The following is a 21,718-nucleotide window of genomic DNA, read 5'->3' as shown; positions in this document are numbered from 1 at the left end:
AGGTGGGGCTGTGTCGTCCGAGGCCGCGTGCACGGAGGGTCCGGCGGGAGGCGTCCAGGGGCGGCGTCGCGCGTGGGCGGCCGGCCGGGCGGCGGCGGCCGCGGTGCCGGTGGCGTTCGTCCCGATCTGGAGCAGCGGCTACATCGTCGGGACCATCGGCGCGCACGCCGGGCCGACGCTGGCGCTGGTGGCGTGGCGGTTCGTCCTGGCGGCCGCGGTGCTGGGCGTGATCGCCGTGGTGACGCGGGCGCCCTGGCCGCGCGGCCGCGCCGTGTACGCGCACCTGCTGGTCAGCGGGGTGCTGCTGCAGACCGTCCAGCTCGGCGGGGTGTTCCTCGGCCTCGGGCACGGCGTCCCGGCGGGCCTGTCGTCGCTGATCCTCAGCGCGTGCCCGCTGGTGGTCGCCGCCGCGGCGGTGCCGCTGTTCGCCGAACGGCTGACCGCGCGGCAGTGGGCCGGACTGGTGGTCGGCCTGCTCGGCGTGCTGGTCGCGGTGAGCGGACGGCTGTCGGGCGGCGGCGAGCTGACCGGGTACGCCTTCACCGGCCTCGCGCTGGTCGGCCTGGCGGTCGGCACGCTCTACCAGAAGCGGTTCGGCCACTCGGTGGACCTGCGCACCGGCACGACCGTGCAGCTGCTGGGCGCCGCGGTCACCTGCCTGCCGCTGGCGGCCGCGTACGGCGGGCTGGACCTGCCGATGACGGCGGCCGCGCTGGGCTCGCTGGCGTGGCTGGCGACGGTCAACTCGATCGTCGCGCTGCTCCTGCTGTTCGTCCTGCTGCGGCGCAGCTCCGGCGGGGCGGCGACGAGCCTGCTCTACCTCGTCCCGCCCGTGACCGCGCTGCTGGCCGTGCCGATCCTGGGCCAGGACGTCACCGCCGGCGTCGCCGCCGGGATGGCCGTGTCCGCCGTCGGCGTCCTGCTGGTCACCGTCGGCGAACGCCGCCCGGCGGGCTGACCGCCACCGGCCCGGCCCGGCGCCCGGCTCAGCGCGACGCCCGGCTCAGCGTGACGCCGTGGCCAGGCGCCGCGGCAGCATCGCGGTACGGCCGGTGACCTGGGCCAGCACGGCCTGGACCGCCTCGGCGGCGTCGACCGGGTACGTGTCGGTCCGCCAGGCGACGAATCCGTCCGGACGGGCCAGCAGCGCGCCCCGGGCGCCGATGCCGACGTCCTCGTGCCACGTTCCGGACGGGTCGGCCAGGTCCGCCGAGCCGACCCGGTGAACGTTGACCGGCACGCCGACGCGGGCGGCGGCGGCCGGCGCGGCCTCCGTCCAGCCGGGCGCGTCCGGGCCCGCGAACAGGGTGAACCGGGAGCCGATCAGGTCCAGGGTGGAGGTGTCGGCGCCGTTCAGCCGCAGCCACCGGTGCGGGATCCGCGAACCGGGCGTGCCGTCGAGCAGGCCGGTGATGTCCTCCAGCGACGGCAGGTCCCGGCTGCCGCCGACGACCGCCGACGACGCGTACCGGTACCCCAGGTGCACGACGGGTGCGCTGGCCGCGCCCGCCGCCGCCCGTTCGGCGACCGCGTTGGGGTTCCAGTGCAGTTTCGGGTTGTGGTGCCGCAGCAGCGCCTGCTCCATGGTGAACACGGCGACGGGACGGCGTTCGGCGTCGTAGCTGTCCAGCAGCGTGGCGCCGGCATGGTCCCGCAGGACGGCGGCCAGCTTCCACGCCAGGTTGTGCGCGTCGGCGATACCGGAGTTCAGCCCGAACGCGCCCTGCGGCGGGACGGTGTGCGCCGCGTCCCCCACCAGGAACACGCGGCCGTCCTGGAATCGGCGCGCCACGCGGGCGGTCGGCCGCCACGGCAGCGCGTTGAGCACCTCGACGTCCAGGTCCGGCACCCCGACCGCGGTGCGGATCAGCGACCGGCAGCGCTCCTCGTCGTACCCCTCCCCGTCGCCGACGATCACGTGCAGCGCCCACCGCCGCTGGCCGTCGAGCGTGGCCAGGCGGCCCGCGGCGTCCGGATGCGTGATGTCGGTCAGCACCGGCACGTGCGGGACGACGGCCGACAGGTCGGCGCGGAAGAGGATGTTCAGCGTGCGGCGGCCGACCTGTCCGGGGCCGTCGGAGCCGATGCCGAGGAGCCCGCGCACCGTGCTGCCCACACCGTCGGCGGCCACCAGGTAGTCGGCGCGGACCCGCCGCTCGCCCGCCGGGCCGCGCACGGTCGCCGTCACCCCGTCGGCGTCCTGCCGCAGGCCGGTCAGCTCCGTGCCGAACGTCACCGTCGCGCCGCGTTCGGCCGCCGCGGGCAGCAGCACCGCGTCCAGGTGGTCCTGCGGGCAGCTGCCGGGGACCGGCGCGGGCGTCAGCAGGTCGGACGGCCCGCCCGCGGCCAGCATGGGATGCGTCTCCGGCACGGTGAACTCGCCGGGTGCGGTCCGCAGCTCGGCGAGCGTGCGGACGGTGCGCCGCCAGATCCGGTCGGCGGGCACGAAGCACTCCTTCTCCACGGCCTGCTGCAGGCCGACCTCGCGCATCAGCTCCAGCGTGCGTCCGCTGAGCCCGGTGGCGCGCGGATGGTCCGACAGTCCCGCGCGCCGTTCCACCACCAGCGCGCGGACCCCGTGATGGCCGAGGAACACGGCCATGGCCAGCCCCACCGTGCCCCCGCCCGCGATCAGAACCGGCACCTGCGTCTCGCCCATGATGTCCCCCTTCGACTACGCACAGCGTATGTTCGATTACATAAAGCGACATCCTGGGATAGTCCATCAGCTGGTCGCGGTGCGGCCCGCCCGCGTGCCCGCGGCGGCGGGCGGTCTCCTCACCGCGGGCGGGTCCCCCCTCGCGTGGCGGAGACGCATGTTCATCCGGCCGACGGGAGACAGCGCGCACCGTCCCGGCGAAGGATGTGACGCACGGAAAGCTTCCGATGACAGAGGGGGACGCCATGCAACGCCACGCGGTCATGTTCCGGATCAAGCCGGGCAGCCAGGACGCCGTGCGCAAGCTGATGTCGGGGTACCGGGCCCCGAGGCAGCTGGCCGACGGCAAGTCCCGGCTGATCAGCACGTCGGTGTTCATGAAGGACGACATCGTGGTGCGGATGATCGAGATCGAGGGGGACCTGCCGACGCTGATGCGGCACCTGTCCCAGGATCCCAACATCCAGAAGCTGGAACGGGAGTTGGAGCGGCACCTGGCCGAGAAGCGCGACATGAGCACGCCCGAGGGCGCCAGTGAGTACTTCCGCAAGGCGATGATGGAGACCGTCACGACCCGTATGGCGCCGCCGCCCGAGCCCGCGCTCAGCGGACACTGACGGCGCCGCCGGACCGGCGCCCGCACGCGTTGGCGAGAAGGGCGCCGGCGATCCTTTCCCATGACCCGCGGAGAAGACGACTCGATGATGATCGCCGGGGAAGTGGCTCGCCTTTGGTGAACGCATGGGAATTCAGTGAGCGTCCGGCGGTATATGTCCATTGCCGTACGACGTGTCGAGCCGCCGGACCATCTCGCCACCGGCGCGCGGACATCATCCGGGGGCTCGCGTCCGGCGGCGCTCCCCGCTTTTACCGTCACTTCGCGGTGCCCTGAAACGGAGGCGCAGGCAGTGGAACCCGTGCGCGTGCTGATCGCCGACGACCAGCCGCTGGTGCGCGAGGGGCTGCGGGCCACCCTCGCGCAGGCGGACGGCCTCCGGATCGTCGGCGAGGCGTGCGACGGGCTGGACGCGGTGCGGCTTGCCCAGGCGACGCGTCCGGGCGTGGTGCTGATGGACATCCGCATGCCCGGCCTGGACGGCCTGGAGGCCACCGAGCGGCTGTGCGGCCCCGACGGCGTGCCGGGCGTGCGGATCATCATGCTCACGATGTTCGACCAGGACGAGCACGTGTTCGGCGCGCTGCGCGCGGGGGCCAGCGGCTTCCTGCTCAAGGACGTTCCCGGCGAGAAGATCGTCGAGGCGGTGCGCGTGGTGGCCGCCGGGGACGCCCTGCTGGCCCCGGCCGTCACCCGCCGGCTGATCGCCGAGTTCGCCCGCCGCCCGACCGTCACGCCCGCCTCGGCGGCCGCGCTGGACGGGCTGACCGCACGCGAGACCGACGTGTGGAAGCTGCTGGTGCGCGGTTACGGCAACGAGGAGATCGCCCGGCTGCTCTCCCTCGGGGAAAGCACCGTGAAATCGCACGTGCAGCATCTCTACCAGAAACTCGGCGTGCGCGACCGCGTCCAGTTGGTCATTCACGCCTACGAGTGCGGATTGCTGCGCCCGGGCGTCGCGATGACCTCCGCCGAGCGGATGAGCTGACCACCACGCGGGGGACGCGGCAATTCATGTCGGCGTGGGAAGACGCCGGGTGAAATACGGCTCTAACGTGATGGGCGTCGTGTTTTTCGGAGAAATCGGGGAGTGAGCCGCCGTGCCTGATCGGACCCTCATCGTCGCCCGTCTCAAACCAGGCGGAGCCGACGGCGTCGCCCGGCTATTCGCCGACTCGGACGCGTCGGAACTGCCCCGCGCGCTGGGCGTCGTCCGGCGTCACCTCTACCAGTTCCACGGACTGTATTTCCATTACGTGGAATTCGAGGGGGACGCTCGGGCGGCGGTGGAGAGCGCCCGCGGGCGCGCCGACTTCAAGCGGCTCAGCGACGACCTGCAGGCCTACGTGATGGCCTACGACCCGGCGACGTGGCGTGCCCCGAAGGACGCCATGGCCGAGGAGTTCTACCGGTGGACGCCGGAGGAGGGCGCGCGGGGGCCCGCGCTCCGGGAGCCCGCGCCGCCCGGGACCGCCGCGCGGGGGGACGGATGAGTGGCGGCACCCTGGCCGCGTCGGACAGGCGTGCCCAGGTCGCCGGGCGCTGGGTGCGGTGTGCGGGCTGCGGCACGACCGTGTACGTCCCGAGGCTGACCAGATCGCTGGGCGTGTGCCCGGACTGCGGGCACCACCACCGCCTGCGCGCGGCCGAGCGCCTCGACCACCTGCTCGACCCGGGGTCGTTCGCCGCCGCGCCCGACCGCGTCCGCAGCGCCGACCCGCTGGGCTTCCACGACCGGATGCCCTATCCGGAGCGGCTGGCGCGGGCCAGGGAGAGCACCTCCCTGGACGACGCGGTCGTCCGCGGACGCGGCACCGTGCAGGGCGCTCCGGTCGTCGTGGCCGTCATGGACTTCGCGTTCATGGGCGGCAGCATGGGCTCGGCGGTCGGCGAGGCGGTGACGCGGGCGGCCGAGGAGGCGCTGGCGACCCGCACGCCGCTGCTGCTCGTCGTGGCCTCCGGCGGCGCCCGCATGCAGGAGGGCTGCCTGTCGCTGATGCAGATGGCCAAGACCGCCCAGGCGGTCCGCGCCTGCGCGCGCGCCGGGGTGCTGACGGTGAGCGTGCTGACCGACCCCACGTTCGGCGGGGTCACCGCGTCGTTCGCCACGCTGACCGACATCGTGCTGGCCGAGCCGCGCGCCCTGATCGGGTTCGCCGGGCCGCGGGTGGTCGAGTCGGCCACCGGCCGGGCGCTGCCCGAGGGCTTCCAGACCGCCGAGTACCTGCGCGAGCACGGCATGGTCGACCGGGTCGACCCGCGCGCCAACCTGCGCCCGGTGCTCGCCCGCGTCCTGTCGCTGTGCGCGCCGCGCGCCGCGGACGCCGGGCGGTACGAGGCGCCGCGCCGGCCGGACGCGCCGGAGCGCGACGCCTGGGAGACCGTGCGCTTCGCCCGCGACATCAACCGTCCCACCACGCTGGACTACGTCGGCATGATGTGCGCCGACTTCGTCGAACTGCACGGCGACCGCGCGCACGGCGACGACCCGGCGATCGTGGGCGGCCCGGCCCGGCTCGGCGGCCGCAATGTCATGGTCGTCGGCCACCAGAAGGCGCACGACACCGCCGGGCTGGTGGCCCGCAACTTCGGCATGCCGCACCCCGAGGGGTACCGCAAGGCGGTGCGGCTGATGCGGCTGGCCGAGCGGCTCGGCCTGCCCGTCGTCACCCTGGTCGACACGCAGGGCGCGGCGGCGGGCGTGGGGGCCGAGGAGCGCGGCCAGGCGTGGGCGATCGCCGAGTCGATCGCCGCGATGGCCGAGCTGACCGTGCCGGTCGTCGCCACCGTGATCGGGGAGGGCGGCAGCGGCGGCGCGCTCGCGCTGGCCGTGGCCGACCGGGTGCTGATGATGGAGCACGCCTGCTACTCGGTGATCAGCCCGGAGAGCTGCTCGGTGATCCTGTGCGGGGATCCGGGCCGGGCGGCGGCGATGGCCGGGGCGCTGCGCGTCACGGCGCCCGAGCTGATGCGGCTCGGCGTCGTCGACGGCGTGGTGCCCGAACCCGGCGGCGGCGCCCAGCGCGCGCCCGAGGACGCCGCCGACGCACTGAAGGCGGCCGTGCTGGCCGCGCTGCACGAACTGGACGGGCTGGACGGGGCCGAACTGGTGGCCCGGCGTCACGCCCGCTTCCGCGACCTGGGGGTGGTCGCCGATGTCTGAACACTTCGCACCCGCCGCGGCGGACGACGCGCGGCGCGCCGCCGGCAACGGCGTGGTCAAGGGCCGTTCCCGCGGGGACGTCACGCACGGCCGTAATGGGACGAACCTGGCGCAGGACCCGGCCCCGAACGGCGCGGGCACCGGCCCGTCCGGAAACGGGAACGGGTCGGGCAACGGAGCCGGGAACGGGTCCGGGAACGGGGCCGTCAAGGGCGGTCCCAACGGGAACGGCGCCGCCAAGGCCGCCGGGAACGGAGCCGCCAAGGAGCGGCACCGCAACGGCCTGGGCAGAAGCCGGCCCGGCGGCGACGCCGCGCGGGCGGCCGGCACCGCGGCCCGGCCCGACTGGGAGGGATTGCTGCGCGTCCTGCGCGAGGAGGTCGCCTGCCTGGTCAAGACCGTGCCCGGGCCGCTGGCCCAGCTCGCGGTGCGCGCCGGTGACTGCTCGTTCGAGATCACCTGGGGGCCGGCCGGGGGGCCCGCCGCGGGCGGCGTGAACGGCGAGGTCGCCGCCGCGGGCGGCGGGGGCGCGGTGCCCGCGCCGGCCGGGCCGGTCGACGCCGCGCAGGCCGACGAGGAGCTGGAGACCTGCGCCGCGCCGCTGGTCGGCACGTTCTACCGGTCCCCGGCGCCGGGCGAGGCGCCGTTCGTGGAGGTCGGCGACCGGGTGGAGGCCGGACAGCCGGTCGGGATCATCGAGGCGATGAAGCTGATGAACGAGATCCCGGCGGCGTGCTCGGGCGAGGTCGTGGACGTGCTCGTCCCCGACGCCGCCCCGGTGGAGTTCGGCCAGCCGCTGGTGCGCATCCGCCCCGACCAGCGCCCCGACCACCGTGCCGACCACCGGCAGGACTGACCGGGGGCCCGCGGTGTTCCAGAAGATCCTCATCGCCAACCGAGGCGAGATCGCCGTGCGGATCGCCCGCACCTGCCGGGAGATGGGCATCGCCACCGTCGCGGTGCACTCCACGGCCGACCGGGACGGCCGCGCCGCGGCGTACGCCGACGAGACCGTGCAGATCGGCCCGCCGCAGGCGCGGCGCAGCTACATGTACGTGCCCGCGATCATCGAGGCGGCGCTGCGCACCGGCGCCGACGCGATCCACCCCGGCTACGGGTTCCTGTCGGAGGACCCCGACTTCGCCCGGATCTGCGCCGAGCACGGCATCGCGTTCATCGGCCCGCCGCCCGAGGTCATGGAGGTCGCGGGCGACAAGGCCCGGGTGCGCGGCCTGCTCGCCGACGCGGGGCTGCCGGTGCTGCCCGGCAGCGACGGCACGCTGCCGACCCTCGACGACGCCCAGGAGGTGGCGCGGTCCGTCGGCTACCCGGTGATCGTCAAGGCGGCCGCGGGCGGCGGGGGACGCGGCATCGCGGTGGCCGACTCGCCGACCGCGCTGCGCCGCGCCTACCGGGAGACCACGGCGGTCGCCCGCACCGTGTTCGGGTCGGGCGAGGTGTACCTGGAGCGGTACGTGCCCGCCGCCCGGCACGTCGAGGTGCAGCTGCTGTGCGACGGGCACGGCACGGCGCTCCACCTGGGCGAGCGCGACTGCTCCCTGCAGCGGCGCCGGCAGAAGCTGATCGAGGAGGCGCCGTCCCCGGGGCTGTCGCCGCACCTGCGCGCCCGGCTGGGCGAGTACGCGGTCATGGCGGCCCGCGCCCTGGGCTACGAGGGCGCCGGGACGGTGGAGTTCCTCGTCGACCACTCGGGCCGGCCCACGTTCATGGAGGTGAACGCGCGGATCCAGGTCGAGCACCCGGTCACCGAGATGATCACCGGCCTGGACCTGGTCCGCGAGCAGATCCGCGTCGCGGCGGGGGAGCGGCTCACGCTGACCCAGCGGGACGTGCGGCCCTCGGGCTGGGCGATCGAGTGCCGGATCAACGCAGAGGACCCCGACGCCGACTTCCGTCCCACGCCCGGGGTGCTGGAGGTGTTCCGCCCGCCCGGCGGGCCGGGGACGCGCGTCGACTCGGGCTTCGCCCAGGGCGACCGGGTGCCCTCCCACTACGACTCGCTGATCGCCAAGCTGGTCGTCTGGGCGCCCACCCGGGAGCAGGCCGTCGCCCGAGCCGACCGGGCCCTCGCCGAGTTCACCGTCCACGGTCCGGGCGTGGCGACCACCGTCCCGCTGCTGCGCGAGTTGCTGGCGCATCCGGACTTCGCCGCGGGACGGCACCACACGAATCTCGTCGACCAGATGACCCGTTCGAAAGGAGACAGCGATGTCCGAGAAGACGACGTCCGCACCGGTGCTCACCGATGACGACGTCCTGACGCTGCTGCGCGCGGTGGGCGCGTCCGCCGGCGTGACGGCCGGCGACCACGGCAGGTCCTTCGAGGAACTGGGCCTGGACTCGCTGGCGCGCTTCGAGATCGCCAGCCGGATCAAGAACCGCTACGGCGTGGACATCGAGGACGACATCACCGCCGAGACCAGTCCCGCCGGAGTGCGCGACCTGGTCAACGGCAGGCTCGCCGGGGCCTGAGGGCCCGCGGGGCCCGCCCGGGCCCCGCGGGGGCAACGCGCCGGCCCGCGAGCGGGCCCGCAGAGGAGAGGACGACATGATCGGTACCACCGACAACTCGATCGTCATCGACGCGCCCGCCGGGTACGTCTTCACCAGGACCAACGACGTGCGCGGCTGGCCGGAACTGTTCACCGAGTACGCCAGTGTGGAGGTGCTCGACGAGGAGGAGCACGCGGTCACCTTCCGGCTCACCATGCACCCCGACGAGAACGGCACGTCCTGGTCGTGGGTGTCGCGCCGGGAGTGGGACCCGCGCACCCGCACCGTGCGGGCCCGCCGCGTGGAGACCGGCCCGTTCGAGTTCATGGACATCATCTGGACGTTCGAGGAGCTCGAACCCGACCGCACCCGGATGCGCTGGGTGCAGCACTTCCGCATGAAGCCGGACGCGCCCGTGGACGACGAGTGGATGACCGGCAACATCAACCGCAACTCGGTCGAGCAGATGCGGATCATCAAGGAGCGGCTGGAGGCGCGGCGCAGCACGGTGATGGGGCTGGACGACGTGCCGTCCAACACCCGGCGCGGCGGCGACATGCGCACGCTGCTGGCCCCGAGCACCATCGGCTCGGCGTTCGCGTTCGGCGGGGCGATGCGCCTCGGCCCGCACGAGCGCACCCGCGAGCACTACCACCCGTACTCGGAGGAGTTCCTGTTCGTCACGTCCGGGGAGATGCGCGTCGAGCTGGACGGGCGGCCCACGACCATCGGCGCGGGGCAGGCCATGCTCATCCCGCGCGGCGTGCGGCACCGCGTGACCGGCGGCGACCGCGAGTCGCTGGTGGTGTTCCACCTGAGCCCGCTCGCGCCGCGTCCCGACCTCGGCCACGTCGACACCGAGGACGAGCCGGCGGGCGCCGCGGGCAGCGCCGCGCCCGCCGCGTCCGCCGTCGCGCAAGCCCGGCCGGGGAACGCCGGGCCGGGGAACGCCGGGGCCAAGTCGGGCCGGGCGGGCGCGAAGACGGGCGCGAAGACGGGCCCGAAGCCGCGCGTGAGGGAGACGTCGTGAGGCCCGAAAAGGGCGCGGCGAGGCGTTCCCGGTCCGCCGCCGGGGCGCGGCGGACCGTCGTCACGGGCATCGGCGTCGTGGCGCCGGGCGGCGGCGACCGCGAGGAGTTCTGGCGGCGGATCGTCAACGGCAAACCGGCCATCCGGCGCATCACCTTCTTCGATCCCGCGCGCTTCCGGTCCCAGGTGGCGGCCGAGTGCGACTTCGTGCCGGCCCACTACGGGCTGACGCCCCGGGAGGTGCGGCGCACCGACCGGTTCGTGCAGCTGGCGATGGCGGCCGCCGACGAGGCGGTCGCCGACAGCGGCCTGGACCCCCGGGGCGTCGACACCGACCGGATGGGGGTGTCGCTCGGCACGGCCACCGGCGCCGCCGCGACGCTGGAGGACGAGTACGTGGTCGCCAGCGACCACGGCAGACACTGGGTGGTCGACGCCGAGCACGTCATGCCGTTCCTGTACCAGGCGCTGGTGCCGTCCAGCGGCGCCAGCGAGCTGGCGGTGCGGTACGGCGCGCACGGGCCCGCCGCCGTGATCTCCACCGGGTGCACCGCGGGCATCGACGCCATCGGGCACGCGCACCGGCTGATCGTCGACGGCGAGGCCGACGTGATGGTGGCGGGCGCGTCGGAGGCGCCGGTCACGCCGTTCTCGGCCGCCGCGTTCGACGCGATCCGGGCGACCACCCCGCACAACGACGACCCGGAGGGCGCGTCCCGGCCGTTCGACGCCGACCGGCGGGGCTTCGTGCTCGGCGAGGGCTGCGCGGTGCTCCTGCTGGAGGAGCTGACGCACGCCCGGGCCCGCGGCGCCGAGATCTACTGCGAGATCACCGGGTACAGCACCCGCGCCAACGCCTTCCACATGACCGGGCTGCGGCCCGACGGCCTGGAGCTGGCCGAGGCCATCCGCGACGCCATGCGGCAGGCCCGGCTCGACCCCGCCGACCTGGGGTACATCAGCGCCCACGGGTCCGGCACCAAGATGAACGACCGGCACGAGACCGCCGCCTACAAGCGCGCGCTGGGCCACACCGCCTACCAGGTGCCGATCAGCTCCATCAAGTCGGTGGTCGGGCACTCGCTCGGCGCGATCGGGTCGATCGAGATGGCCGCGTGCGCGCTGGTGATCCAGCGCGGGGTCATCCCGCCGACCGCCAACCTGCACACTCCGGACCCCGACTGCGACCTGGACTACACGCCCGTCACGGCCCGGGAGGCGCGGGTGGACCACGCGCTGTCGGCGGGCAGCGGCTTCGGCGGCTTCCAGTCCGCCATGATCTTCTCCCGGCTCGCGGGCGGCCGGGCGGACTCATGAGCGCGGGAGGCGGCCGCACGGCCGCGACCCTCAGCCACGGGCGGACCCGCGGGGCCGGCGGCGCGGACGGCGGCCGCGTGACGGTGATCAGCGGGATCGGCGTGGTCGCGCCGACCGGCATCGGCGTGGCCGAGCACTGGGCGGCGACCCTGCGCGGCACGTGCGGGCTGGCGCCGATCACCGCGTTCGACACCGCGGACCTGCCGATCCACGTGGCCGGGCAGGTGACCGGGTTCGACGCCGAACGGCTCGTCCCCGACCGGCTGCGGGTGCAGACCGACCGGTGGACGTGGATGGCGCTGGCCGCCGCCGAGATGGCGCTGGCCGACGCGCGGCTGGACCCGGCCGCGGAGGACGACCCGTTCGCCCTGGGCGTGCTGACCTCCAGCGCGTCGGGCGGCAACGAGTTCGGCCAGCGGGAGATCCAGGCGCTGTACGCGCAGGGCCCGCAGGACGTCACCGCCTACCAGTCGATCGCCTGGTTCTACGCGGCAAGCACCGGCCAGCTGTCGATCCGGCACGGCATCAAGGGGCCGTGCGGCGTCGTCATGTCCGACGGCGCCGGCGGCATCGACGTGGTGGCGCAGGCCCGCCGGCTGATCCGGCGCGGCGCCGAGGCGGTGCTGGCGGGCGGCACCGAGGCGCCGCTGTCCCCGTACGCGATCACCTGCCACGGGACGCGGGAGATGAGCGGCGGGCACGACCCGCGCACCGCCTACCGCCCGTTCGCGCGGTCGGCGAGCGGCGCGGTGCCCGGGGAGGGCGGCGCGATCCTGGTCGTGGAGGAGCGCGAGCGGGCGCTGCGCCGCGGCGCGCCCACGATCTACGCCGAGCTGGCGGGCACGGCGTCCACCCACGACGCGCACCGGCCCGCCGGGCCGCCGCCGGACCACCGGCAGCTCGCCCGGGCCATGCGCCTGGCCATCGAACGCGCCGGGCTCACCCCGCAGGACGTGGACGTGGTGTTCGCCGACGGGGCGGGCGACCCGGCGCGCGACGCGCTGGAGGCCGCGGCGATCAACGACGTGTTCGCGCACGCGGTCGGGGCCATCCCGGTGACGGTGCCCAAGACCATGACGGGGCGGCTCGGCTCGGGCGCCGCCGCGCTCGACCTGGCCTGGGCGGCGCTGGCGCTGCACCACGACACGATCCCGCCGTCGGTCAACCTGGACGCCGACGGCGGCTACGGCCTGGACCTGGTCAGCGAGCCCCGCGAGCACGCCGCGCTGCGCCACGCGCTGGTGGTGGCGCGCGGGTCGGGCGGGTTCAACGCCGCCGCCGTGCTACGGACGGTGCGCCATGACGTCGGATGACGCCCCGCCCGAAGCCTCACCCGGTGCGTCGCCCGGCGCCTCGTTCGCGACCTCGTTCGGAACCTCGTTCGGCGCCCCGCCCGGTGCGTCGGTCCCGGCGTCGGCCGGGGTTCCGGGCGGGGCGCCGGGCGGGCGGCGCGCCGCGGGCAGCGGCAGCCGGGCGCGCACCAGGAAGCCGTCGCCGGGCGGGCGCCCGAAGGTGAACGATCCGCCCCGCGCGGTGACGGTCTCGACCAGTCCGCGCAGGCCCTGCCCGCCGGGACCGGCCCAGCCGTCCCCGGGCGGGTGCCCGCCCTCGTTGGTCACGGTGATGCGCAGCTCGTCGCCGTACTCGATCAGCACGCGCAGCCTGCCCCCGCCGTGCTTGAGCGCGTTGGCCAGGCTCTCCTGGACGATGTGCAGCGCGGTGGTGCGCAGGTCGAGCGGCAGCGCGGGCTCGCGCCCGGTCACCTCCAGCTCGACGGCGCGCCGGTCGGGCATCCGCCCGATCAGCTCGGCGGCCCGCTGCGACAGCAGCCAGCCGCCGGGCTCGGGCGCGCCGCGCAGCGTGCCGATGATCTGCCGCATGTCCCGCAGCGTCGCCTGGGCGGTCTCGTCGATCAGCCGGGCCACCGACTGCGCCTGCGCGCTGACCGCCGGCAGCCGCCGCGAGTGCATGGCGATGACGACGAGCCCGTGGCCGACCGCGTCGTGCAGCTCGCGTGCGATGCGCTGGCGTTCGCGCTGCACGGCCAGGGTGACCCCGTCGGCCTCCCCCCGGCCCAAGCGGCCGTGCCGCTGCACCACCCGGTGACCCAGCGCCGCCCCCGCCAGCACGCCGATCGCCGCGCCGCCCGCCAGCAGGCCGATCCGGCGGTCGCGCCATCGGGCGGGTGCCTGCGCGGCGGGCCCGCCGTTCGCGGGCAGCGCCGTCCGCGGCCGCGTCACGGCCCCGTGTCCCTTGTCAACTCGCCCCCGAAGATGTCGCCCCGCCGACCCCCTGCACCGCCACTGACCAGTCAGGATGGTAGGCGCGCCGAAGCAGGTGATCAAGAAGATCAATGTCAAGAATGCCGTCGCAGGCGGTAGATCACGATGTCCGTGACGGTGCTCGCGACGTGCCGGCCGCGGCGAATGTGACAATCTGGGCGGATGCGCACGGTCGTGACGGGGGTGGCGGGGTTCCTGGGATCCCATGTGGCGGAGGCGCTGCTGGCCCGCGGGCACACGGTGCTGGGCGTCGACCGCCGTTCCCCGGACCTGGACGAGACCGCCGCGCGCAACCTGGCCGGTGCGCTGGAGCGGCCGGGGTTCCGCCTCGTCGTCGCCGACCTCAACCACACGCCGCTGGAACCGCTGCTGGACGAGGCCGTCACCGTCTACCACCTGGCGGCCGTCCCCGGGGTGCGCGCCTCGTGGGGGCCGCGGTTCGGCGCCTACGTGGCGTCCAACGTGCTGGCGACGCGGCGCGTCGTGGCCGCCTGCGCGCGTGTGCGGACGCCCCGGCTGGTGTTCGCGTCCTCCTCCAGCGTGTACGGGACGACCACGGGGCTGCCCTCACGCGAGGACGACCCGACCCTGCCCGCCTCGCCGTACGGGATGACCAAGCTGGCGGCCGAACGGCTGTGCCTGGCCCACGCCCGCGAGGCGGACGCCCGCACCTCGGTGGTGGCGCTGCGGTACTTCACCCTCTACGGCCCCCGCCAGCGCCCCGACATGATGATCAGCCGGGTGCTGCGGGCGGCGCTCACCGGCGAGCCCGTGCGCGTGTACGGCGACGGCACCCAGCGCCGCGACTTCACCTACGTCGGCGACGCCGTCGCCGCGACCCTGGCGGCGGGGGCGGTCGCGGCGCGCGCCGAGGCGGTCAACGTCGGCGGCGGCGCCGGCGTGTCCCTGCGGGAGCTGCTCGACCTGGCCGCCGAGGTCACCGGCCGCCCGGTCCCGGTGATCGATGACGTGCCGCAGCGCGGGGACGTCGCCGTCACCTGCGCCGACCTCGCCAAGGCCCGCGATCTGCTCGGCCACGTCCCCGCCACCGGCCTGGCCGAGGGCCTGGCCCGCCAGTGGGAGCACCTGACGGCCGCCGTCACCGGGTGACGCCCGAGTGGCGGCGCGGCAGGGGCACGACCTTGCGGACGCGGTGGCGGCTGTTCATGGCGGCGCGTTCGGCGGTGCGGGCCTGCGCCTCGGTGCCGGCCGAGTCCAGCTGCCACGGGACGCTGCAGACCATGACGCCGGGGCGGAACAGCAGCCGGGTCTTCAGGCGCAGGGCGCTCTGGTTGTGCAGCACCTGCTCCCACCAGTGCCCCACGACGTACTCGGGGATGAACACGCACACCACGTCGCGGGGGCTCCTGCGGCGGACGCGCGACACGTAGTCCAGCACCGGGCCGGTGATGTCCCGGTACGGGGAGTCCAGGACGACCAGCGGCACCGGGATGTCGCGTTCCCGCCACTCCCGTTCCAGCTCCGCCACCTGGGCGGGGGAGCCGTCCACCGTGACGGCGGTCAGGGTGCTGGGATGGGTGGCGCGGGCGAACGCCAGCGCCCGCAGGGTCGGGGTGTGCAGCCTGGACACCAGCACCACCGCGTGGATGCGGCTGGGCAGCGGCACCGGCTCGTCGCCCGGCCGCAGCTCGGCGTCCAGCCGGTCGTAGTGCCGCCGGATCGCCCTCATCATCCAGAACACCAGCGGCATCGCCACGCACACGATCCAGGCGCCGTGGGTGAACTTGAAGACGACCACGATCACCAGGACCAGCGCGGTCAGCGTGCCGCCCAGCCCGTTGACCAGCCGGGACCGGTGGACGCGGCCGCGGGGCGCGGCGTCGTCCGTGCGCAGCGTCCGGGTCCAGTGCCGCACCATGCCCCACTGGCTGAGGGTGAACGAGACGAACACCCCGATGATGTACAGCTGGATCAGCCGGGTGGTACTGGCGTCGAACGCCCAGATCAGCGCGATCGCCAGCAGCGCCAGCAGCACGATGCCGTTGCTGAACACCAGCCGGTCGCCGCGGCGGCCGAACCGGCGCGGCAGGTAGCCGTCCTCGCCCAGGATCGAGGCCAGGATCGGGAACCCGTTGAACGCGGTGTTGGCCGCCAGCACCAGGATCGCCGCGGTGAACGCCGCGACCAGGAAGAACGGCAGCGAGCCGGCGCCGAACACCGCCGCCGCCTCCTGCGCGATCACGGTCTTCTGCATGTAGCCCGGGGGCGCGCCCGCCAGCCGTCCGGGGGCGTCGGCGACGTGCACGCGCGCCGCCATCGCCAGCGCCGTGATGCCCGCGAACATCGTCACGGTGATCGCGCCCATGAGCGCCAGGGTGGCCGCGGCGTTGGCCGGCTTGGGCGGCCGGAAGTTCGGCACCCCGTTGCTGACCGCCTCCACGCCCGTCAGCGCTGTGCAGCCCTGGGAGAAGGAGCGCAGCACGATCGCCGCGGCCAGCAGCCCGGCGGCCTGGTGGGTCGGCTCGACGCGCAGCGACGCCGACTCCGCCACCGGCACGTGGCCGGTCAGCGCGCGCACCGCGCCCCAGGCGAGCATGGCGAACACCACGGTGACGAACCCGTAGGTGGGGATCGCGAACACCGTGCCCGACTCCTTGACGCCGCGCAGGTTCATCACCGTCAGCACCGCGATCATCGCGACGCACAGCTGCACCGCGTACGGGTGCAGCACGGGGAGCGCCGACACGATGTTCGCGACCCCGGCGGCCACCGACACCGCCACCGTCAGCACGTAGTCGATCAGCAGCGCGCTGGCGGCGACCAGCGAGGCGTTCACGCCCAGGTTGGCGCGGCTGACCGCGTACGCGCCGCCGCCGTTGGGATAGGCGCGGCAGGTCTGCCGGTACGACAGCACCACCACGGCCAGCAGGACGATCACCGCCGCGGCCACCCAGGGCGTCAGGTGCAGCAGCGCCATGCCGCCCAGGCCCAGCCCGAGCAGGATCTCCTCGGTGGCGTAGGCGTTGGACGACAGGGGGTCGCTGCAGAACACCGGCAGCGCCAGGCGTTTGGGCAACAGGGTCTCGCCCATCTGCTGAGTGCGCAGCGGGCGCCCCACCAGAAAGCGCTTGGGGAGTCTAAGGACGGCCTTCACGGCGACCACCTCATCCGCCGCGTACCCGGCCGGGCCCCCGCCTAACGGCGAGGTCCGGCCGAAGAGTCCAGGTCGAAGCTCAGGGGTCGAAGCGGTAGCCCATGCCGGGCTCGGTGATCAGGTGCCGGGGACGGGCCGGGTCGGGTTCCAGCTTGCGGCGCAGCTGGGCCAGGTAGACGCGCAGGTAGCCGGTCTCCTTCTCGTACGCCGGACCCCACACCTCGCGCAGCAGCCGCTTCTGGTCGACCAGCCGCCCGGAGTTGCGGACCAGCACCTCCAGCACGTGCCACTCGGTGGGCGTCAGCCGCACGCCGGCGCCGCCGCGGGTGACCTTCCGGGCGGCCAGGTCGACGGTGAACGCGGCGGTCTCCACCATGGCGTGCTCCCCGGCGGGGGCGGCGCGGCGGACGGCGGCGCGCAGCCGGGCCAGCAGCTCGTCCATGCCGAACGGCTTGGTGACGTAGTCGTCGGCGCCGACGTCCAGGGCCTCCACCTTGTCGGCGGACGCCTGCCGCGCCGACAGCACGATGATCGGCACGTTCAGCCAGCCGCGCAGCCCCTGGATGACCTCGACGCCGTCCATGTCCGGCAGGCCCAGGTCGAGCACCACCACGTCCGGGTGGCGGCGGGCCGCCAGGTCCAGGGCGGTGCGGCCGTCGGGCGCGGCGTCCACCTCGTAGCCGCGGGCCCGCAGGTTGATCCGCAGCGCCCGGACGAGCTGCGGCTCGTCCTCGACGACCAGTACGCGCGTCACCGTGTGCCTCCCTGCGGTTCCCGAGCGGGTCCGTGTTCCGGCGCGGGCGGCCCGTCCGGTACGGCGGACGGTGCGGGCGCGAGCGGCAGCGCGAACACCATGGTCAGCCCGCCGCCGGGGGTGTCCTCGGCGTCCAGGGTGCCGCCCATGGCCTCGACGAACCCGCGCGCGACGGCCAGCCCGAGGCCGACCCCGGTGCCGCGCCTGCCCTCGTCCAGCCGCTGGAAGGGGCCGAAGACGCGCTCCTTGTCGACGTCCGGCACGCCCGGCCCCCGGTCGACGACGCGGATCTCCAGCCGGCCGGGGCCGCCGCCGAAACGCAGCTCGTCCGCCGACACCAGCACCGTGCCGGGGCTGTGCCGGACCGCGTTCTCCACCACGTTGGCCAGTGCCCGCTCCAGGAGCCCGGCGTCGGCGGGCACGGGCGGCAGCGTGTCGGGCACGTCCACCACGACGCGGCCCGGGGGGACGCCTCGCAGCGCCCTCGGCAGCACCTCGTCCACCGCGACCGGCCGGGTCAGCGGCGTCACCGCGCCGGTCTGCAGGCGGCTCATGTCCAGCAGATTGCCGATCAGCCCGTCGAGCCGGTCGGCCGACTCCTCGATGGCGGCCAGCAGCTCGGCCTCGTCCTCGGGGTCCCAGGTCACGTCCGCCGAACGCAGGCTGCTGACGGCGGCCTTGATCGACGCCAGCGGGGTGCGCAGGTCGTGGGAGACCGCGGCCAGCAGCGCGGTGCGGATCCGGTTGCCCTCGGCGAGCCGGCGGGCGTGCGCCGCCTCCTCGGCCAGCCGCCGCCACTCCAGCACCGCCGCGGCCTGCGCGGCGAACGCCGTCAGGACGCGCCGGTCGGCGGCGGGCAGCACCCGTCCGCGCAGCGCCAGCACCGTCTCGCCGCGCCCGTCCGGCCCGGATCCGGCGGGCACCGCGGCGTGCGCGTCGGCGTCCTCGGGGTCGGTGCACGGGCCGGGACCGGCGGCGCCGAGCGTGACCCAGCCGTGGCCGGAACGCTCCAGCAGCGCGACCGACCCGGCCCCGAACGTCTCGCGGACGCGCCGCAGCAGCGCGGGCAGCGCCTGCTCGCCGCGCAGCACGCTGGTGGCCAGCATGCTCAGCGTCTCGGCCTCGGCGCCGCTGCGCGCGGCCTGCGCGGTGCGGCGGGCGGCCAGGTCCACCACGGACGACACCGCCACCGCCACCCCCACGAAGATCACCAGCGCGGCGACGTGCTCGAAACGGGCGACGTTCAGCGTGTGGTACGGCGGGGTGAAGAACCAGTTGGCCAGCAGGCAGCCCAGGACCGCCGCGGCCACCGCGGGCCACAGCCCGCCCACCAGCGCGACCCCGACCGTCAGCGCCAGGTAGAACAGGATGTCGGTGGTCAGCCCCGACTCGCCGCGCAGGTTCGTCAGCACCGCGGTCAGCAGCGCCGGGCCCGTCACGGCCAGCGCCCACCCGGCGGCGCGGCGGCGGCGGCTCAGCGCCGGCCCGGCCATCCGGCCCGGTCCGCGGCCCTTGCCGACGTGCTCGTGGGTGACGATGTGCACGTCCAGGTCCCCGGCCTCGCGCGCCACGGTGGTGCCCACGCCCGGCCCGAACACGAACTGCCAGCCTGGCCTGCGGCTGGACCCCAGCACCAGCTGGGTGGCGTTGACGCCGCGCGCGAACTCCAGCAGCGCCGTCGGGACGTCGTCGCCCACCACCTGGTGGTACGTGCCGCCCAGGCTCTCCAGCAGCGCCCGCTGCCGGGCCGGCTCGCGCGGGAAGCGCTCGGTGAGGCCGTCGCCGCGCACCACCCGCACCGCCAGCAGGTCGGCGTGCCCGGCGTGCGCGGCCAGCCGCGCCGCCCGCCGGATCAGCGTGTCGCCCTCCGGGCCGCCGGTCAGCGCCACCACGATCCGCTCGCGCGCCTCCCAGGGCCGGGTGATGCCGTGCCGGTGCCGGTAGCGGGCCAGGACCTCGTCCACCCGGTCGGCCACCCACAGCAGCGCGATCTCCCGCAGCGCGGTCAGGTTCCCGGCGCGGAAGTAGTTGGCCAGCGCCGCGTCGATCTCCTCGGGCGGGTAGACGGCGCCGTGCGCCATGCGGCGCCGCAGCGCCTCGGCGGTCATGTCGACCATCTCGATCTGCTCGGCGCGGCGGACCACCTCGTCGGGGACGGTCTCGCGCTGGCGCACCCCGGTGATGCGCTCGACCACGTCGTTCAGCGACTCCAGGTGCTGGACGTTGACGGTGGAGATCACGTCGACGCCCGCCTCCAGCAGCTCCTCGATGTCCTGCCAGCGCTTGGCGTTGCGCGAGCCCGGCACGTTGGTGTGCGCCAGCTCGTCGACCAGCGCCACCCGCGGTCCGCGGGCCAGCACCGCGTCCACGTCCATCTCGGTGAACGTCCGGCCCCGGTAGCGGATCTCCCGGCGGGGGACGACCTCCAGGTCGCCGATCTGCTCGGCGGTGCGGGCGCGGCCGTGCGTCTCGACGAGCCCGACGACCACGTCGGTGCCGCGGGCGGCGCGCCGCCGTCCCTCGTTCAGCATGGCGTAGGTCTTGCCGACGCCGGGCGCGGCGCCCAGGTAGATGCGCCAGGTGCCCCGCTTGCCCATGCCCGTTCACCCCCCAGGCCCGGATCATCCCCGTTTTGTGGCTATGCGAAATCTACGGGTCGCCCGCCGCACGGCCGGACGCGCGGTCCGCGTCGAAGCGGTACGGGCCGGGCAGGGCGGCGCCGTCCTCGGCGGTGCCCGCGGCGGGCAGCGACACGATCATGGTGAGGCCGCCGCCGGGGGTCTCCTCGGGGGTCAGGGTGCCGCCCATCGCCTCGGTCAGCCCGCGCGACAGCGCCAGGCCGAGCCCGACCCCGCTCCCGGCCGACCGGTCGTCCAGCCGCTGGAACGGCAGGAACACCCGGTCCCGGGCACCCTCCCGTGCGGCCAGGTGTCTGCCGCGTTAGGAGTAAAGCGCTGTTTCGGGTGCTTTCTGTGCTGTCTTGACGCGTTCTTAGCGCGCGCTCCCGCGCTCTTAACACGTCCCTAACGCCCCTTGGCCGTCCGGGGGCGGCCGGCGCCAAGGGGGTCCTGGCGGTCCCAGGGACGACCAGAGCCTGGGTCGGCCGGCCGTGGCCCACCACGATGGGTGACGTCCCTCGGAACCACCTTTCCGACCGCTGAGGAGAACCGCGATATGAGCACCGTCGCCGCCTACGCGGCGCCCTCCGCCGGGGCGCCCCTGGAGCGCACCACGATCGAGCGCCGTCCCGTCGGCGAGCACGACGTCCAGATCGAGATCAAGTACGCGGGCATCTGTCACTCCGACATCCACCAGGCCCGCGGCGAATGGGGCAACCAGATCTTCCCGATGGTGCCGGGGCACGAGATCGCCGGCGTCGTCACCGCGACCGGCCCGGGCGTGACCGGGTTCGCCGTCGGCGACCGGGTGGGCGTCGGCTGCATGGTCGACTCGTGCCGCGAGTGCGACAACTGCAGGGCGGGGCTGGAGCAGTACTGCCAGGAGGGGTTCGTCGACACCTACAACGGGACCGACCGCGCCGGGAACCCGACCCACGGCGGTTACTCCACGCACATCGTGGTCGACGAGAACTTCGTCCTGCGCATCCCCGACGGCCTGTCGCTGCAGGAGGCCGCGCCGCTGCTGTGCGCCGGCATCACCACCTACTCGCCGCTGCGGCACTGGAACGCCGGGCCGGGCAAGCGGGTCGCCGTCGTCGGGCTGGGCGGCCTCGGCCACATGGCCGTCAAGATCGCGCACGCGCTGGGCGCCGAGGTGACCGTGCTGTCCCAGACGCTGCGCAAGAAGGACGACGGCCTGAAGCTGGGCGCCGACCACTACCACGCCACCGGCGACCCGGCGACCTTCGAGAAGCTGGCCGGACGGTTCGACCTGCTCCTGTGCACCGTCTCGGCGCGGCTCGACCTGGACGCCTACCTGGGGCTGCTGAAGACCGACGGCGTGCTGGCCAACGTCGGCGCCCCCGAGGAGCCGGTCTCGCTGAACGTGTTCTCGCTGATCTTCGGCCGCCGCAGCCTGGCCGGATCGGCGATCGGCGGCATCGCAGAGACGCAGGAGATGCTCGACTTCTGCGCCGAGCACGGCCTCGGCGCCGAGATCGAGCTGATCCGCGCCGACCAGATCAACGAGGCGTGGGAGCGCGTGCTGAACAGCGACGTGCGCTACCGGTTCGTGATCGACGCCGCCACGATCTGACGGCCCCGTCCGCCGCGTCGCGCCCGGCCACCGCGCCCGGTGGCCGGGCGCACT

Annotated in this window: 19 protein-coding genes; 13 read left to right on the top strand and 6 right to left on the bottom strand. The window is 74.8% G+C overall.

The features are described 5' to 3' along the window. Positions 1-10: 10 nt before the first annotated feature. Positions 11-958: an EamA family transporter gene (locus ABZ801_RS21325; protein ID WP_360700219.1), complete on the top strand. Its 948-nt coding sequence runs from the start codon at positions 11-13 to the stop codon at positions 956-958. A gap of 45 nt (positions 959-1,003) precedes the next feature. Here ABZ801_RS21325 and ABZ801_RS21320 read toward each other — a convergent pair whose 3' ends face one another. Beyond that, positions 1,004-2,659, bottom strand: coding sequence for an FAD-dependent monooxygenase (locus ABZ801_RS21320; RefSeq protein WP_360700216.1), 1,656 nt, complete (start codon positions 2,657-2,659; stop codon positions 1,004-1,006). A gap of 227 nt (positions 2,660-2,886) precedes the next feature. On the opposite strand from ABZ801_RS21320, the gene ABZ801_RS21315 reads away from it, so the two are divergent. The 10 genes from ABZ801_RS21315 to ABZ801_RS21270 all read left to right on the top strand — a co-directional run bounded on the left by ABZ801_RS21315 (position 2,887) and on the right by ABZ801_RS21270 (position 12,611). Then, on the top strand, positions 2,887-3,276 hold the full coding sequence (locus ABZ801_RS21315; protein ID WP_344940590.1) for a SchA/CurD-like domain-containing protein: 390 nt from the start codon (positions 2,887-2,889) through the stop codon (positions 3,274-3,276). 291 nt (positions 3,277-3,567) lie between these two features. Next, positions 3,568-4,263: a response regulator transcription factor gene (locus ABZ801_RS21310; protein WP_344940587.1), complete on the top strand. Its 696-nt coding sequence runs from the start codon at positions 3,568-3,570 to the stop codon at positions 4,261-4,263. A gap of 112 nt (positions 4,264-4,375) precedes the next feature. Then, positions 4,376-4,768: a TcmI family type II polyketide cyclase gene (locus ABZ801_RS21305; RefSeq protein WP_360700211.1), complete on the top strand. Its 393-nt coding sequence runs from the start codon at positions 4,376-4,378 to the stop codon at positions 4,766-4,768. After that, entirely contained in the window at positions 4,765-6,438 is a 1,674-nt protein-coding gene (locus ABZ801_RS21300) for an acetyl-CoA carboxylase carboxyltransferase subunit alpha (RefSeq protein WP_344940580.1), read from the top strand. The genes ABZ801_RS21305 and ABZ801_RS21300 overlap by 4 nt, the downstream gene beginning before the upstream one ends. Further along, positions 6,431-7,294, top strand: a complete 864-nt coding sequence (gene accB / locus ABZ801_RS21295; RefSeq protein ID WP_360700207.1) for an acetyl-CoA carboxylase biotin carboxyl carrier protein — start codon at positions 6,431-6,433, stop codon at positions 7,292-7,294. The genes ABZ801_RS21300 and accB overlap by 8 nt, the downstream gene beginning before the upstream one ends. A 13-nt stretch (positions 7,295-7,307) precedes the next feature. Then, positions 7,308-8,708: an acetyl-CoA carboxylase biotin carboxylase subunit gene (locus ABZ801_RS21290; RefSeq protein ID WP_360700204.1), complete on the top strand. Its 1,401-nt coding sequence runs from the start codon at positions 7,308-7,310 to the stop codon at positions 8,706-8,708. Next, complete coding sequence (locus ABZ801_RS21285) at positions 8,668-8,931, top strand: acyl carrier protein (RefSeq protein WP_360700201.1); 264 nt, start codon at positions 8,668-8,670, stop codon at positions 8,929-8,931. The genes ABZ801_RS21290 and ABZ801_RS21285 overlap by 41 nt, the downstream gene beginning before the upstream one ends. A gap of 76 nt (positions 8,932-9,007) precedes the next feature. Beyond that, positions 9,008-9,982 (top strand): cupin domain-containing protein, encoded by a 975-nt coding sequence (locus ABZ801_RS21280; RefSeq protein ID WP_360700198.1) that lies wholly within the window; start codon positions 9,008-9,010, stop codon positions 9,980-9,982. Beyond that, positions 9,979-11,298: a beta-ketoacyl-[acyl-carrier-protein] synthase family protein gene (locus ABZ801_RS21275; protein WP_360700195.1), complete on the top strand. Its 1,320-nt coding sequence runs from the start codon at positions 9,979-9,981 to the stop codon at positions 11,296-11,298. The genes ABZ801_RS21280 and ABZ801_RS21275 overlap by 4 nt, the downstream gene beginning before the upstream one ends. Continuing rightward, on the top strand, positions 11,295-12,611 hold the full coding sequence (locus ABZ801_RS21270) for a beta-ketoacyl synthase N-terminal-like domain-containing protein (protein ID WP_360700192.1): 1,317 nt from the start codon (positions 11,295-11,297) through the stop codon (positions 12,609-12,611). The genes ABZ801_RS21275 and ABZ801_RS21270 overlap by 4 nt, the downstream gene beginning before the upstream one ends. On the opposite strand, the gene ABZ801_RS21265 is transcribed toward ABZ801_RS21270, so the two are convergent. Beyond that, on the bottom strand, positions 12,582-13,538 hold the full coding sequence (locus ABZ801_RS21265; protein ID WP_360700189.1) for a histidine kinase: 957 nt from the start codon (positions 13,536-13,538) through the stop codon (positions 12,582-12,584). The genes ABZ801_RS21270 and ABZ801_RS21265 overlap by 30 nt on opposite strands. Before the next feature lie 204 nt (positions 13,539-13,742). On the opposite strand from ABZ801_RS21265, the gene ABZ801_RS21260 reads away from it, so the two are divergent. Continuing rightward, positions 13,743-14,690: an NAD-dependent epimerase/dehydratase family protein gene (locus tag ABZ801_RS21260; RefSeq protein WP_344940556.1), complete on the top strand. Its 948-nt coding sequence runs from the start codon at positions 13,743-13,745 to the stop codon at positions 14,688-14,690. Here the strand turns inward: ABZ801_RS21260 and ABZ801_RS21255 are convergent. The 4 genes from ABZ801_RS21255 to ABZ801_RS21240 form a co-directional block, all read right to left on the bottom strand. Then, a complete protein-coding gene (locus tag ABZ801_RS21255; RefSeq protein WP_360700185.1) occupies positions 14,680-16,695 on the bottom strand; it encodes an APC family permease in 2,016 nt (671 codons plus the stop codon). The two genes, ABZ801_RS21260 and ABZ801_RS21255, sit on opposite strands and share 11 nt — an antisense overlap. 79 nt (positions 16,696-16,774) lie before the next feature. Further along, a complete protein-coding gene (locus ABZ801_RS21250) occupies positions 16,775-17,449 on the bottom strand; it encodes a response regulator (RefSeq protein ID WP_360700181.1) in 675 nt (224 codons plus the stop codon). Further along, on the bottom strand, positions 17,446-20,046 hold the full coding sequence (locus ABZ801_RS21245) for a DUF4118 domain-containing protein (protein ID WP_360700178.1): 2,601 nt from the start codon (positions 20,044-20,046) through the stop codon (positions 17,446-17,448). Before ABZ801_RS21245 ends, ABZ801_RS21250 begins: the two co-directional genes overlap by 4 nt. Before the next feature lie 52 nt (positions 20,047-20,098). Further along, positions 20,099-20,347, bottom strand: coding sequence for an ATP-binding protein (locus ABZ801_RS21240; protein WP_360700176.1), 249 nt, complete (start codon positions 20,345-20,347; stop codon positions 20,099-20,101). 276 nt (positions 20,348-20,623) lie between these two features. On the opposite strand from ABZ801_RS21240, the gene ABZ801_RS21235 reads away from it, so the two are divergent. After that, a complete protein-coding gene (locus ABZ801_RS21235) occupies positions 20,624-21,664 on the top strand; it encodes an NAD(P)-dependent alcohol dehydrogenase (protein WP_360700173.1) in 1,041 nt (346 codons plus the stop codon). Positions 21,665-21,718 lie beyond the last annotated feature (54 nt).

The organism is Actinomadura sp. NPDC047616 (genome assembly GCF_040642915.1).
GTDB classification, from domain to species: Bacteria; Actinomycetota; Actinomycetes; order Streptosporangiales; family Streptosporangiaceae; genus Spirillospora; species Spirillospora miaoliensis.
This window is presented reverse-complemented; position numbering and strand designations above follow the sequence as displayed.